The 14,162-nt window shown below is 72.2% G+C and carries 12 protein-coding genes; 4 read left to right on the top strand and 8 right to left on the bottom strand.

Annotation, left to right across the window (positions count from 1 at the left end; all coding sequences use genetic code 11):
• Positions 1 to 10: 10 nt before the first annotated feature.
• Genes HCJ93_RS02035 through HCJ93_RS02025 form a run of 3 tightly spaced genes read right to left on the bottom strand, consistent with a single transcriptional unit; the run spans position 11 to position 3,539 of the window.
• Complete coding sequence (locus tag HCJ93_RS02035; protein WP_167990516.1) at positions 11 to 793, bottom strand: 3-oxoacyl-ACP reductase; 783 nt, start codon at positions 791 to 793, stop codon at positions 11 to 13.
• Positions 790 to 2,169, bottom strand: coding sequence for an aldehyde dehydrogenase family protein (locus HCJ93_RS02030; protein ID WP_206316705.1), 1,380 nt, complete (start codon positions 2,167 to 2,169; stop codon positions 790 to 792). The genes HCJ93_RS02035 and HCJ93_RS02030 overlap by 4 nt, the downstream gene beginning before the upstream one ends.
• Positions 2,170 to 2,177: 8 nt before the next feature.
• Positions 2,178 to 3,539: a glutamine synthetase family protein gene (locus HCJ93_RS02025; RefSeq protein ID WP_167990513.1), complete on the bottom strand. Its 1,362-nt coding sequence runs from the start codon at positions 3,537 to 3,539 to the stop codon at positions 2,178 to 2,180.
• Positions 3,540 to 3,646: 107 nt separating this feature from the next.
• On the opposite strand from HCJ93_RS02025, the gene HCJ93_RS02020 reads away from it, so the two are divergent.
• From HCJ93_RS02020 to HCJ93_RS02010, 3 genes are all read left to right on the top strand, one after another.
• Complete coding sequence (locus HCJ93_RS02020; RefSeq protein ID WP_167990512.1) at positions 3,647 to 4,381, top strand: FadR/GntR family transcriptional regulator; 735 nt, start codon at positions 3,647 to 3,649, stop codon at positions 4,379 to 4,381.
• Positions 4,382 to 4,544: 163 nt separating this feature from the next.
• Positions 4,545 to 5,999: an ethanolamine permease gene (gene eat, locus HCJ93_RS02015; protein ID WP_167990510.1), complete on the top strand. Its 1,455-nt coding sequence runs from the start codon at positions 4,545 to 4,547 to the stop codon at positions 5,997 to 5,999.
• Between the two features lie 25 nt (positions 6,000 to 6,024).
• Positions 6,025 to 6,714, top strand: a complete 690-nt coding sequence (locus HCJ93_RS02010; RefSeq protein ID WP_167990508.1) for a gamma-glutamyl-gamma-aminobutyrate hydrolase family protein — start codon at positions 6,025 to 6,027, stop codon at positions 6,712 to 6,714.
• A 33-nt stretch (positions 6,715 to 6,747) separates the two neighbouring features.
• Here HCJ93_RS02010 and HCJ93_RS02005 read toward each other — a convergent pair whose 3' ends face one another.
• Positions 6,748 to 7,698 (bottom strand): LysR family transcriptional regulator, encoded by a 951-nt coding sequence (locus HCJ93_RS02005; RefSeq protein ID WP_167990507.1) that lies wholly within the window; start codon positions 7,696 to 7,698, stop codon positions 6,748 to 6,750.
• Between the two features lie 71 nt (positions 7,699 to 7,769).
• Between HCJ93_RS02005 and HCJ93_RS02000 the strand changes: the two genes are divergently transcribed.
• Positions 7,770 to 8,936 carry an SLAC1 family transporter gene (locus HCJ93_RS02000; protein WP_167990506.1) on the top strand — a complete coding sequence of 389 codons (1,167 nt, stop codon included), beginning with the start codon at positions 7,770 to 7,772 and terminating at the stop codon, positions 8,934 to 8,936.
• On the opposite strand, the gene HCJ93_RS01995 is transcribed toward HCJ93_RS02000, so the two are convergent.
• From HCJ93_RS01995 to HCJ93_RS01980, 4 genes are all read right to left on the bottom strand, one after another.
• Complete coding sequence (locus HCJ93_RS01995; RefSeq protein WP_167990504.1) at positions 8,863 to 9,591, bottom strand: helical backbone metal receptor; 729 nt, start codon at positions 9,589 to 9,591, stop codon at positions 8,863 to 8,865. The genes HCJ93_RS02000 and HCJ93_RS01995 overlap by 74 nt on opposite strands.
• Complete coding sequence (locus tag HCJ93_RS01990; RefSeq protein ID WP_167990503.1) at positions 9,588 to 10,157, bottom strand: helix-turn-helix domain-containing protein; 570 nt, start codon at positions 10,155 to 10,157, stop codon at positions 9,588 to 9,590. The genes HCJ93_RS01995 and HCJ93_RS01990 overlap by 4 nt, the downstream gene beginning before the upstream one ends.
• A 282-nt stretch (positions 10,158 to 10,439) precedes the next feature.
• Positions 10,440 to 13,052 (bottom strand): ABC transporter permease/substrate binding protein, encoded by a 2,613-nt coding sequence (locus HCJ93_RS01985; RefSeq protein ID WP_167990502.1) that lies wholly within the window; start codon positions 13,050 to 13,052, stop codon positions 10,440 to 10,442.
• Positions 13,045 to 14,136: a quaternary amine ABC transporter ATP-binding protein gene (locus HCJ93_RS01980; RefSeq protein ID WP_167990500.1), complete on the bottom strand. Its 1,092-nt coding sequence runs from the start codon at positions 14,134 to 14,136 to the stop codon at positions 13,045 to 13,047. Before HCJ93_RS01980 ends, HCJ93_RS01985 begins: the two co-directional genes overlap by 8 nt.
• Positions 14,137 to 14,162: the final 26 nt, after the last annotated feature.

Here is a 14,162-nt window from a genome sequence, read left to right as displayed (position 1 = left end):
AGGACGCGGTCTACAGCGGTGTGACATAGGCCCCCGAGATTCCGCCGTCGACGAGGAAGTCGGTGGCGTTGACGAAGGAGGAGTCGTCGCTGGCCAGGAAGGCGACCGCGGCGGCGATCTCCTCGGCCTCGGCGAACCGGCCCAGCGGGATGTGCACGAGCCGGCGGGCGGCGCGCTCGGGGTCCTTGGCGAAGAGTTCCTGCAGCAGCGGGGTGTTGACCGGGCCGGGGCACAGCGCGTTGACCCGGATGCCGTCCCGGGCGAACTGGACGCCGAGCTCGCGGGACAGGGCGAGGACGCCGCCCTTGGACGCGGTGTAGGAGATCTGGCTGGTGGCCGCTCCCATCCGGGCCACGAAGGACGCGGTGTTGATGATGGAGCCCTTGCCCTGGCGCCGCATATAGGGGATCACGGCCTTGCAGCACAGGTAGACGGAGGTGAGGTTGACCTCCTGGACGCGCTTCCAGGCCTCGAGTCCGGTCTCCAGGATGGAGTCGTCGTCGGGGGGCGAGATGCCGGCGTTGTTGAAGGCGACGTCGACGCTGCCGTAGGTGTCGTACGCGGTCCTGAACAGCGCCTCGACCTGCTCGGGGTCGGTGACGTCGACGCCGGCGAAGATCCCGCCGGTCTCCTCGGCGGCGGCCTTGCCGCGGGCCTCGTCCACGTCGCCGCAGACGACGTTGGCGCCCTCGGAGGCGAGCCGGCGGGCGGCGGCGAGGCCGATGCCGCTGCCGGCTCCGGTGACGACGGCGGTGCGGCCGACGAGCCGGCGGCAGATGATCTCTTCGGTCACTGTGCGGGGCCTTCCGTGCTGATGAAGACGTTCTTGGTCTCGGTGAAGGCGGTCAGGGCGTCCGGGCCCAGTTCGCGGCCGATGCCGGACTGCTTGAATCCGCCGAAGGGTGTCCAGTAGCGGACGCTGGAGTGGGAGTTGACGGACAGGTTTCCGGCCCGGACCGCCTGGGACACCCTGAGGGCGCGGCCGACGTCCCGGGTCCAGACGGAGCCGGACAGCCCGTAGTCGGTGGCGTTGGCGAGCCGCACGGCCTCGGCCTCGTCGTCGAAGGGGAGGACGACGGCGACGGGACCGAAGACCTCCTCGACGGCGACGCGGTCGCGCGGGCCGGCGCCGGTGAGGACGGTGGGCGGGAACCAGAAGCCGGGGCCCTCGGGGGCCTTGCCGCGGATCCCCTCCAGGTCGTCGGGGACGTAGGAGCGGACGCGGTCGAGCTGGGTCCGCGAGATCAGCGGCCCCATCTGGGTCTTCTCGTCGGCCGGGTCGCCGACCAGCACCGCCTCGATCGCGGGGGCGAGCAGTTCGAGGAAGCGGTCGTGAACGCTGCGCTGGACCAGGATGCGGGTGCGGGCGCAGCAGTCCTGCCCCGCGTTGTCCAGGAAGGACATGGGGGCGGCGGCCGCGGCGGACTCGAGGTCGGCGTCGGCGAAGACGATGTTGGGGCTCTTGCCGCCGAGCTCCAGGGTGACCCGCTTGAGCCGCTCCGAGCCCTTGGCCAGCACCTGTTTGCCGACCGCGGTGGACCCGGTGAAGACGATCTTGGCGACGCCGGGGTGCTCGACGAGGGCGTTGCCTGCGACCGGGCCGTGTCCGGGCAGCACCTGGAACAGGTGCTCGGGCAGTCCGGCCTCCAGGGCCAGTTCGGCCAGTCGCAGCGCGGTGAGCGGGGTGGTCTCCGCCGGCTTGAGGATCACCGCGTTGCCAGCGGCGAGCGCGGGGGCGGTGCCCCAGGCCGCGATGGGCATGGGGAAGTTCCAGGGCGCGATCACGCCCACCACGCCGAGCGGTTCCAGGATGGTGACGTCCAGGCCGCCGGGCACCGGGATCTGGCGCCCGGTCAGCCGCTCCACTCCCCCGGCCGCGTAGTCCAGCAGGTCGCGGACATTGCCCGCCTCCCAGCGGGCGTTGCCGATGGTGTGCCCGGCCTCGCGGACCTCCAGCCGGGCCAGTTCCTCGACATGGGCGTCGACAGCGGCGGCGAAGCGGCGCAGTGCCCGGGCGCGGTCACCCGGCGCGAGGGCGGCCCAGGCGGGCTGGGCGGAGGTGGCCCGGGTGACCGCGGCGTCCACGTCGGCCGGTCCGGCGGCCGGGACGGTGGCGACGGCCTCCTCGGTGGCGGGGTTGAGTACCTGCAGCTCGTGCTCGTGGGACAACAGGGGCCTCACATGCGTTCGAAGGAGCGGCGCAGCTCCCAGTCGGTCACCGCGGCGTCGAAGGCGTCCAGCTCGACCCGCGCCATGTTGCGGTAGTGGGCGACGACCTCGTCGCCGAAGGCGTCCTTGGCGATGGCGGACGTCTCCCACAGCTCGGCTGCCTCGCGCAGCGTGGTGGGCACGTGCTCGAAGTCGGCGGTGTAGGCGTTGCCGGGGCAGGGTTCGGGCAGCTCGAGCCGCTGCTCGATGCCGTACAGACCGGCCGCGACCATGCCGGCCACGGCGAGGTGCGGGTTGACGTCGCCGCCGGGCAGCCGGTTCTCGAAGCGCAGCGAGCGGCCGTGTCCGACGACACGCAGCGCGCAGGTGCGGTTGTCGTGGCCCCAGGCGACGGCGGTCGGGGCGAAGGAGCCCGGCTGGAACCGCTTGTAGGAGTTGATGTTGGGGGCGTAGAGCAGGGAGAACTCGCGCAGCGCGGCGAGCTGCCCGGCCAGGAAGTGGCGCATCAGCTGGGACATGCCGCCGTCGGCGTCGCACATGGCGTTGTCGCCGTCGGCGCCGGCCAGTGACAGGTGGATGTGGCAGGAGTTGCCCTCCCGCTCGTTGTACTTGGCCATGAAGGTGAGGGAGACGCCCTCCTGGGCGGCGATCTCCTTGGCGCCGGTCTTGTAGATGGCGTGCTGGTCGCAGGTGACCAGGGCCTCGTCGTAGCGGAAGGCGATCTCGTGCTGGCCGGGGTTGCACTCCCCCTTGGCGGACTCCACGGTGAGTCCCGCGCCGGCCATCTCGTTGCGGATGCGGCGCAGCAGCGGCTCGATGCGTCCGGTGCCGAGGACGGAGTAGTCGACGTTGTACTGGTTGGCCGGGGTCAGGCCCCGGTAGCCGGCGTTCCAGGCCTGCTCGTAGGTGTCCTTGAAGACGATGAACTCCAGCTCGGTGCCGACCTGGGCGGTCAGTTGGTGCTCCGCGAGGCGCTCCAGCTGGCGGCGCAGGATCTGGCGGGGTGCGGCGAGCACGGGGGAGCCGTCGGCCCAGCCGAGGTCGGCGATGACCAGGGCGGTGCCCTCGTTCCAGGGCACGCGGCGCAGGGTGGCCAGGTCGGGGTGCATGGCGAAGTCGCCGTAGCCGTTGTCCCAGGACGACATGGCGTAGCCGTCCACCGTGTTCATCTCGGCGTCGACGGCGAGCAGGTAGTTGCAGCCCTCGGTGCCGTGGTGGAGGACCTCGTCCAGGAAGAAGGGTGCGGCGAAGCGCTTGCCCTGCAGCCGCCCTTGCATGTCGGGAAAGGCCAGGACGACAGTGTCGATCTCACCGCTCGCGACGAGGGTGCGCAGCTCCTCGACGCCGAGTGGTGGTGTGCGGTCTGCCACGGGAGGGCCTCCTCGGGCTGCTGTGAGCTGATTCCCGGTCGTCCGTGACCGGTCGGGAGCCATAAGGTATTGCCGAGAACCATTGGTTGGGAAGGGGGCACGGCCAGATGACCGGGGAAGTCGTCGGGGGGCTCGGGGACCGGCTGGCGCCGGTGCTGCGGCCGGTGCGGGCGGGCAACGGCTTCGAGGAGGCGCTGGAGCAGATCCTGCAGGTGGTGCGCCTGGGCCTGGTGCCCGCGGGCGAGCGGCTGCCGGCCGAACGGGAGCTGGCCGACCGGCTGGGCATCAGCCGGGTGACGCTGCGCGAGGTGCTGAAGGTGCTCCAGGACCAGGGTCTCGTGGAGTCCCGGCGCGGGCGCTACGGCGGCACCTTCGTGCTGCCCCGGCCCACGGACACCGGCGGTGACGAGCTGCGGCGGCGGACGGCCGAGGTCGACATCGAGGACGTGCTGCGGTTCCGGGAGGTGCTGGAGGTGGGCGCCGCGGAGCTGTGCGCGGCGCACGGCCTGACGGACGAGCAGGCGGCACGGCTGCGGGAGGCGCTGGCCGGCACGCGGGACGCCCCGCTGGCCGACTACCGGCGCCTGGACACGCTCTTCCACCTCACCCTGGCCGAGCTCAGCGGCTCCCCCACGCTGACCGCGCAGTACGCGGCGGTGCGGGCGAGGGTCAACGACCTGCTGGACTGCATCCCATTGCTGGTGCGCAACCTGGAGCATTCCCAGCAGCAGCACACGGCCCTGGTCGAGGCGGTGCTGGAGGGCGACGCGGACGGGGCGCGGGAGATGATGCGCGAGCACTGCGCGGGGACGGCGGCGCTGCTGCGCGGCTTCCTGGCGTGACACCGGCGGGGCGGGCCCGCGCCGGAGCGGTGAGAGTTTACGGCGGCTTCACGCAAGGGTCTTGCATTCCGGCCACCGGGCCCACGAAGGTATGGCCCCACAAAGGTCTGGATCCATGCCATTGCTTCCTCCGTCGTCTCCACCGCCCCTGGGGAGTAGCCCCATGCCCGTTCCGTCCACCTCCCGTGACTCCCGACGAACCGCCACCGAACCGGACGACTACCTGGAGCGCAGGAAGCTGCGCCGCGGCAGCGCCGGCTGGCTGCTGCTGACCGGGCTCGGCGTCGCCTACGTCGTCTCCGGCGACTACTCCGGCTGGAACTTCGGCCTGGCCGAGGGCGGCTTCGGCGGCCTGGCGATCGCCATGGTGCTGATGGGCACCATGTACACCTGCATGGTGTTCGCCCTGGCCGAGCTGTCGTCGATCCTGCCCACCGCAGGCGGCGGCTACGGCTTCGCCCGCCGGGCGCTCGGCCCCTGGGGCGGCTTCCTCACCGGCACGGCCATCCTCGTCGAGTACGTGCTGGCGCCCGCCGCGATCTCCATCTTCATCGGCGACTACGTCGAGTCGCTCGGCCTCTTCGGACTGGAGTCGGGCTGGCCGGTCTACCTCGCCTGTTTCGTCGTCTTCATCGGCATTCACCTGTGGGGTGTCGGCGAGGCGCTGCGCTTCAGCTTCGTCGTCACCGGAGTCGCGGTGGCCGCGCTGCTGGTGTTCGCCCTGGGCGCGCTGCCCGAGTTCGACGCCTCCTCGCTGGACGACATCCCGGTCGACTCCTCGGCGTTCGGCGCGAGCTCCTGGCTGCCGATGGGTCTGCTCGGCATCTGGGCGGCGTTCCCGTTCGGCATGTGGTTCTTCCTGGGTGTGGAGGGCGTGCCGCTGGCGGCGGAGGAGACCAGGGAGCCGGCGCGTACGCTGCCCCGGGCGATCCGCTGGTCCATGGGCATCCTGGTGGCTCTGGCCCTGCTCACCTTCTTCACGGCGGCGGGCGCACGGGGTTCCTCGGCCATCCAGGACGCGGGCAACCCGCTGGTGGAGGCGCTCCAGCCGGACGGCGAGCCGACCGCGCTGAGCCGCGTCGTCAACTACGCGGGCCTGGCGGGCCTGGTCGCCTCCTTCTTCTCGCTGATCTACGCCGGTTCGCGCCAGCTGTTCGCGCTGTCCCGCGCCGGGTACCTGCCGAAGTTCCTGTCCCTGACCAGCAGCCGCAAGGCGCCCTACCTCGGTCTGCTGGTGCCCGGCGCGATCGGCTTCGCGCTGGCGGCGAGCACCGGCAACGGCGCGCGCATGCTGAACATCGCGGTCTTCGGCGCGACCATCTCCTACGCGCTGATGTCCCTGTCCCACATCGTGCTGCGCCGCCGCGAGCCGGAGCTGCCGCGGCCGTACCGGACGCCGGGCGGTGTGTGGACATCGTCGGTGGCGCTGGTGCTGGCCTGCGCGGCGCTGGTGGCGACGTTCCTGGTGGACGTGACGGCGGCGTTCATCGCGCTCGCCGTGTACCTGGTGGCCCTCGCCTACTTCGGCCTCTACAGCCGCAAGCGCCTGGTCGCGAAGGCGCCGGAGGAGGAATTCGCGGCGCTGGCCGCTGCCGAGGCAGAGTTGTCCCGGAACTGAGCACAGAGCAGGAGGAGCCGAGCAGATGACGTCCAGGCCGCTCATCGGCATCAGCACCTACGCGGAGTCCGGCGTGCGCTGGGGAGTGTGGCAGCTGGACGCCGCGCTGCTGCCCGCCGGATACCCACGGCTGGTGCAGCGGGCGGGCGGACTGGCCGCGATGCTGCCGCCGGACGCGCCGGAGCTGGCCGATGCGGCGGTGTCCCGGCTGGACGGCCTGGTGATCGCGGGCGGCCCGGACGTCGAACCCGTCCGCTACGGCGCCGAGCCGGACCCGCGCACCGGGCCGCCCGCCCGGGCCCGGGACGCCTGGGAGCTGGCCCTCATCCGGGCGGCGCTCAAGCGCGAGCTGCCGCTGCTCGGCATCTGCCGGGGCATGCAGCTGCTGAACGTCGCCCTGGGCGGCACGCTGGTCCAGCACATCGACGGCCACGCCGAGACCCCGGGCGTCTTCGGCCGTCACCCGGTCAAGCCGGTGCCCGGCACCCGCTACGCCTCGATCGTCCCCGAGGAGACCGAGGTCCCCACCTACCACCACCAGTCGGTGGACCGCCTGGGCACCGGCCTCGTCCCCTCGGCCCACGCGGAGGACGGCACCGTCGAGGCCATCGAACTCTCCGGGGCACCCTGGACCCTCGGCGTCCAGTGGCACCCCGAGATGGACGACGACCTCAGAGTCGTCCAGTCCCTGGTCACCGCCGCGGCCTACATCTGACCCACGGGCACCCGCTCGGCCGGTGCGGCCGCGTCACCGGACGGCGCCCTGACCCCGTGTCAGGGACAGCAGGTCGCGGGCCGGGCCCGTGGGGCGGTGGCCCATGGGCCAGACGGCGCGCAGGTCGCGGGTGAGGGCGATGCCGTCGACCGGGATGCGGACCAGGCGCCGCATCGCCAGTTCCTCGCCGACGGCGAGTTCGCTGAGGACGGCGGGGCCCGCACCGCCGACCGCCGCCGCCTTGACCGCGGTGGTGGACGACACCTCGATCAGCGGCCGCGCCAGTCCGCCCAGGGCCGCGTCCAGCACCTGCCGGGTGCCGGACCCCTTCTCCCGCAGGATCAGCGGGGTGGTGGCCAGTTCCTCGCCGGCCAGCGGGCGTCTGCGGCGGGCCCAGGGGTGGGCGGGGGCGGTCACCACGATCAGCCGGTCGTGCGCGACCACCGCCGAGTCCAGGCCCGACGGGACGGTCAGCCCCTCCACGAAGCCCAGGTCCGCCTCGCCGGACAGCAGCCGCTCGGCCACCGCGGCCGAGTTGCCCGCGAGCAGCGACACCGCCGTGTCCGGGCGTCCGGCGCGCAGCGCCAGCAGCCAGCCGGGCAGCAGGTACTCGGCGATGGTCATGCTCGCCGCCACCCGCAGCCGGGAGTCCCGGCGGTCCCGCAGCGCCTGCGCGCCCGCGTCGAAGGCCTCGGCCGCCTCCACGATCCGCCGCGCCCAGTCGGTCACCAGCGCCCCGGCGTCCGTGAGCCGGGAGCCGCGCGGTGAGCGGTCGACCAGGGCCACGCCGAGCTGCCGTTCCATCGAGCGGATGCGGCTGCTGGCGGCGGGCTGGGTGATGCCCAGCTCCCGCGCCGCCCCGCCCAGGCTGCCCAGCCGGGCCACCGCGAGCAGCAGCTCCAGGGCCCCCAGATCCGGCACCCGGTGGGCGAGAGACCCGGCGGCACCGGGCCGGTGACCGGGGTGATCGTCCGTGTTGCTCATAAGGCAAGCTTATGCCGTGATAAGAGGGCACCCTCTGGCCCAGGTCAGGAGGCCGTACGACGGTGGGGGGCATGGTCTCCGTCGCCCGTCGTCCGCGCCCGCTCCCCCGTGCCGCCGCCCGGCCGCCGCGCGTCCCCGCCGTGCGCCATCTCGGACCCAACTGGTACGCCTGCGTGATGGGCACCGCCGTCGTGGCGAGCGCGGGAGCCGGGCTCCCGCTGCGCCTGCCGGGGCCGCGCGCCGCCCTCACCGCCGTCTGGGCCGCCTCGGCCCTGCTCCTGCTGACGCTGCTGGCCGCCCGCGCCCTGCACTGGTGCCACCACCGCGACCAGGCCCGCGCCCATCTCCTGGACCCGGCCGTGGCCCCGTTCCACGGCTGCCTGTCGATGGCGCTGCTGGCCGTGGGCGGCGGGGCGCTGAGCGCCGGACGCGATCTGCTCGGCCCGCACGCGGCCGTGGTGGCCGGCGCCGCGCTGTTCGCGGCCGGTACGGTGGTCGGGCTCGCGGCGGCCGTGGCCGTGCCGTACCTGATGACGGTGCACCACCGGGTCACGCCCCGGCAGGCGACACCGGTCTGGCTGCTGCCGCTGGTGGCGCCCATGGTGTCGGCCGCCACCGGGCCGCGCCTGGTGCCGCTTCTGCCGCCGGGCCAGGCCCGCGCGACGCTGCTCGTCGCCTGCCTGGCGCTGTTCGGGCTGAGCCTCCTCGCCACCCTGCTGATGCTGCCACTGGTCTTCGCCCGGCTGCTCACCGGCGGCCCGCTCCCCCTCGCCCTGACGCCGACGCTGTTCCTGGTGCTGGGCCCGCTGGGGCAGTCGGCCACCGCGGCCGGCGCATTCGCGGACGCGGCGCCCGGCGTGGTGCCGGGACTGCGCGACACGGGGCTCGGTGCCCTCGCGGTGGTGTACGGCGTTCCCGTCATGGGGTTCGCGCTGCTGTGGCTGGCTCTGGCGACCGCCCATGTCGTACGGGCCCGGCGGCGCGGGATGCGCTTCGCGATGACCTGGTGGTCGTTCACCTTCCCGGTGGGCACCTGTGTCACCGGCGCCGGGGCCCTGGCCCGGCACACCGGGCTCGCCGTCTGCGGCGCACTGGCGCTCGCGCTGTACGCGGTGCTGGTCGCCGCCTGGGCGGTCGCCGCCCGGCACACCGTGCGGGGCGTGCTCAGCGGTGCGCTGCTCGCAGGGCCCGCCCCAGCACCGCGGGGGCCTCGGCCAGCGACGGCCCGTACCAGGTGAGACACCGGCCGTCGACGAGGGCGCACGGCAGGCCGGGGAAGGCCTCGGGGCCGTCGTCGGCGGTGAAGCGATAGGGCTCGTCCGGGAGCACCACCAGGTCCGGGCGCGCGGCGCGCAGTTCACCGAGCGGCACGCGCGGATAGCGCTCCGGGTGCCCGGCGTAGAGGTGGTCGACGCCGAGCCGGGCCAGCAGGTCGCCGGCGAAGGTGTCGCGGCCGAGGACCATCCAGGGGCGCCGCCAGACAGGGACGACCGCGGTGCGGCGGCGTCCGGGCGCCGGCACGGCCGCCCAGGCCTCCTCGGCCTCGTCCAGCCACCGGGGGCGGCCCGCGACGCCGCAGGCGGTGAGCACCCGGTCCAGCTCGCGGAACGCCTGCGGCAGGGTACGCACCTCGGTGACCAGCACCTCGAGCCCGGCCGCGCGCAGGGCGTCCAGGTCGGGGGCGCGGTTCTCCTCCTCGTTGGCGATCACCAGATCGGGGGCCAGCTGCACGATCCGGTCGGTCTTCGGGTTCTTGGTGCCGCCGATGCGCGGCACGTCCAGGCCGGCCGGATGTGTGCACCAGTCGGTGGCCGCGATCAGCGCACCGGGCGCCGACACCGCTATGGCCTCGGTGAGCGAGGGGACCAGGGACACCACCCGGGGAGCGGTCATCGCTGCGGCTTGTCCCGCAGCGCCTCGATGTGCTCGGCGACGGCGACGACCACCAGCCGGGTCTCCGGCACGGTGGCCCGCCAGCGGTGCCGTACGCCGCCGGTGAGGTACAGCGTGTCGCCGCGGCCGAGGCGGTAGGCGCGGCCCTCCGCCTCGATCTCCACGGCCCCGTCCGCCACGTACATCAACTGGTCGTTGCGGAACTGCAGTTCGCGGCCGGCCTCGTGGTCGCCGGTGAACTCCGAGGCGTGCATCTGGTGGTGGCCGCGCACCAGGGAGCGCACCCGGGGTTCCAGCCACGACCCGGTGTCGTCGGCGCGGACCACGTCCACGCTGCACGCCGGGTCGGCGGCGGCGAGCAGTTCCACGGCGGTGGTGCGCAGCGCGTCGGCCACCTTCTCCAGGGAGCTGCGACTGGGCCGGGCCCGCTCGTTCTCGATCTGGCTGAGGAACGGAACCGACAGACCGCTGCGCTCGGACACGGCGGCAAGGGTGAGGTCCAGCGCCCGGCGTCGCCGCCGCACGGCCGCGCCCACGCGCAAGGGCTGTTCCTTGTGGTCGCCCATTGCTCGTCCCTCCTTCACCCATCGTCCCGCGCCCTGCACCCCGCTGCCCGGCGTACGCCGATGACGGCTTGTCTGCACCCTACGCAGATCCGGCGGACCGTTTCATGCCGCCAGCTCGAGCCGGTGCCGGCTCGCGCTCGATGTCGGGGGTGTTCTCGCCATTGTTGCCCGTCGGCGGCCGAAGGTCACGAGGAAGGCGGACATGAACCGGGGGCGGACCGGGCCGTGCGCCGTCGGGCGCGGCCGGTCCGCCCCCGGGTGAGGCGGTACGGAGCCGGGCGGTTACGAGGCGGTCATGCGCTGCGCGACCTCGGGGTGCTCCTTCAGCCAGGCGGCGACGGCCTCTTCCTCCTTGCCCTGGCCGCGGTCCTTGATCTCCGCCTCCAGGGTGGCGAGCTCCTGCTCACTCATGGTGAACTTCCTGATCCACTCGGTGAGCCGCGGATACTGCTCCGGGAACTTCTTGCTGGCGATGGTGTGGATCTTGTTGTTGTCGCCCCAGAACTTCTCCGGGTCCTTGAGCTTGGTCAGCTCGTACTCGGCGTAGGCCCAGTGGGGGGACCACAGGGTGACCGCGACCGGCTTCTTCTTGGCGATGGCGCGCTTGAGTTCGGCCAGCATCGCCGGGGTGGAGCCGTCGACGACCTTGTACTCGCCGTCCAGGCCGTATCCGGGCAGGACCTTGTTCTTGAGCAGGTTCATCTCGCCGGTGCCCGGCTCGATACCGATGATCTTCCCGCCGAACAGGTCGGACTTGCCCTTGAGGTCCTCCATGGACTCGACGCCCTTGACGTAGCTCGGCACGGCGATCTCCAGTGAGGTCGGCTCGTACCAGCTGCCGAGGTCGGTCAGGTTGTCCTTGCTCTTGTCCCAGTAGTTCTTCTGGGCGTGCGGCAGCCAGGCGTCGAAGTTGAGGTCCATGTCGCCGGAGGCGAGGCCGGTGTAGACCGGGCCGACGTCCATCTGCTTCAGGTTCAGCTTGTAGCCGCGCCGCTCCAGGACGTTCTTCCACAGGTAGGTGACGGCGACGTCCTCGTCCCAGGGGAACCAGGCCACGTTCAGCGGGCGCTTCGCCTCGGCCGGGGTGTCGCCGCCGGACTCGACGGGGGCGAGCTTGTCGACCAGGCCCGGGTTGGCCTTCAGCCAGGTGCGGACCGCGTCCTGCTGCCTGCCCTTGCCGGCCTTGTTGATCTCGGCCTCGAGGCTGGTGAGCTGCTTCTCGGTGAGCGTGAAGTTCTTCAGCCATCCGGCGGCGGTGGGGTCGTCGCCGGCGAAGCCCTTGCGGGCCAGGGTGTGCACGCCGTCGCCCTTGCCCCAGGCGCCCTTGGGGTCCTTGAGCTTCTTCAGCTCGTAGTCGTTGTACGCCCAGTGCGGCGACCAGAGCGTGACGACGATCGGTTCCTTCTTGCTGTAGGCCCGCTTGAGCTCGGCCAGCATCGCCGGGGTGGAGCTGTCGACGACCCGGTACTCCTTGTCCAGGCCGTACTCCTTGAGGACCTTGCTCTTGAGCAGGGCCATCTCGCCGGCGCTGGACTCGATGCCGGTGATCTTGCCGCCGAACAGGTCGGCCTTGCCCTTGAGGTCCTCGAGGGAGTCGACGTCCTTCATGTAGGCGGGGACGGTCAGCTCCAGGGAGGTCTCGTCGTACCAGGAGCCGAGGTCGTCCAGCTGGGAGCCGTGCTTCTTCCAGTACTGCTCGTGGGTGGTGGGCAGCCAGGAGTTGGTGACGACGTCGATGTCGCCCTGGGCGAGGGAGGTGTAGAGCGGTCCGGCGTCGAACTGCTTGGCCTCGACCTGGTAGCCGCGCTGCTCCAGGATCTCCTTCCACAGGAAGGTGGAGGCGATGCCCTCGTCCCACGGGACGTAGCCGAGGGTGACCTTCTTGCCCTCGCCGACCTTCTCGCCGCCGGCGGCCTCCTTCGGGGAGGTGCCGCCGAAGAGGCCCATGCCGCCGGCCACCAGGGCGAGGATCACCACGCCGATGACGGCGACCTGCGGGCGGGGACGGTAGGACCAGATCCTCAGTCCGCCGGCGGCGGCGCGGGCCTTGGCTGCGGCGCGGCGGCCCAGCGGGGAGACCTGGGTGCCCAGGGCGCTGGTCATCCGGTCCAGGTAGATCGCCAGGATCACGATGGCGATGCCGGCCTCGGAGCCGAGGCCCACGTTGAGCTGGCCGATGGCCTCGTTGACGTCGCCGCCCAGGCCGCCGGTGCCGACCATGCCGGCGATCGCGGCCATGGACAGGCCGAGCATGATGACCTGGTTCACGCCCGCCATCACCGTGGGCAGAGCCAGCGGGAGCTGGACGCGCAGCAGGGTCTTGCGCGGAGTGGTGCCGAAGGCCTCGGCGGCCTCGACCAGCTCCTTGTCGACCTGGCGGATGCCCAGCTCGGTCATGCGCACGCCGGGGGCGAGCGCGAAGATCAGGGTGGCCACGATGCCCGCGGAGGCGCCGGTGCCGAAGAACAGGATCGCCGGGATGAGGTAGATCATCGCGGGCAGCGTCTGCATGAAGTCCAGCACCGGCCGCACCAGGCTGCTGACCCGGTCGGAGCGGGCCGCCCAGATGCCGACGGGCACCGAGATGATCAGCGCGATCAGCGTGGCGACCAGCACCAGCGACAGCGTGATCATCGCGTTCTCCCACAGGTCGAGGGAGACGATGAAGGCGAAGCCGGCGAAGGTGAGCAGGCCGGCGAAGGTGCCGCGCAGCCAGAACGCGATCACCGCGAAGATGCCGACGAGCAGCAGCGGCTCGGGCGCCTGCAGGACGGCGTTGATGCCGTCGTAGGTGCCGGTGAAGACGGCCTTGAAGAAGGAGAACAGCCAGTCGACGTGGTCGAGCAGCCAGTCGACGGTGCTGTTGACCCAGTCGCCGAGCGGGATCCTAGGCATTGGCCATCACCTTCTCGCCGCCCTTGTCCCGCGGGGCGTCGCACACGCCCTGGTCCGCCTCCTCGTCGCCGAGGAAGCCCACCAGCCGCTGCCGGGGCACGACGCCGACCAGGGTGCGCTCGCCGTCGAGGACCGCGACCGGGTGCGGCACCCGGGCGCTGATCGCGCAGAGCTCGTTGAACGGGGTCTGCGGGGTGGCGGTCTCGCAGCCGCAGTCGGCCTCGTCGCCGCGGACCTCGGTCTCCATGACGGAGCCGGCGGTGAGCACGCGGGAGCGGTCGACGTCCTGGGTGAAGGAGGCGACGTAGTCGTTGGCGGGCCGCACCAGGATGTCCTCGGCGGTGCCGATCTGCACGATGCGGCCGTCGCGCATCACCGCGATGCGGTCGCCGAGGCGCATGGCCTCGTTGAGGTCGTGGGTGATGAAGACGATGGTCTTCTTCAGCGTCTTCTGCAGCTCGAGCAGCTGGTCCTGCATGTCGCGGCGGATCAGCGGGTCGAGGGCGCTGAAGGACTCGTCCATCAGCAGCAGGTCCGCGTCGGTGGCGAGCGCGCGGGCGAGGCCGACGCGCTGCTGCATGCCGCCGGACAGCTCGTCCGGCCACGACTTCTCCCAGCCGGCCAGGCCGCACAGGGCGAGCGCCTCGTCGGCGCGGCGTTCGCGCTCGGCGCGGGGCACGCCCTGCACTTCCAGTCCGTACGCGGCGTTCTCGCGGACGCTGCGGTGCGGGAAGAGCGCGAAGTGCTGGAAGACCATGCTGATCTTCTTGGACCGGACCTCGCGCAGCTGACGGTCGGAGAGCGCGGTCAGATCCTGGCCGCCGAAGCGCACCTGCCCCGCGGTCGGCTCCAGCAGACCGTTGAGCATGCGCAGCAGGGTGGACTTTCCGGAACCGGACAGGCCCATCACGACGAAGATCTCGCCGGGTTCCACGGTGAATGAGGCGTCGATGACGGCCGCGGTGGTCCCGTCGGCGCGCAGCTCCTCCCGGTCGGTCTCGCCCTTGCGCAGTCTCTCGACCGCTCTGTCCGGTCGTCTGCCGAACACCTTGTACAGGTGCTCGGCCTCAAGCCTCGCTGACACGCGTACCTCTAGCTCTAGACGGCAAT

This window comes from Streptomyces composti (genome assembly GCF_012034205.1).
Classification (GTDB): domain Bacteria; phylum Actinomycetota; class Actinomycetes; order Streptomycetales; family Streptomycetaceae; genus Streptomyces; species Streptomyces composti.
The sequence above is the reverse complement of the archived record's forward strand: the minus strand, read 5'-3'. Positions and strand labels throughout refer to the sequence as shown.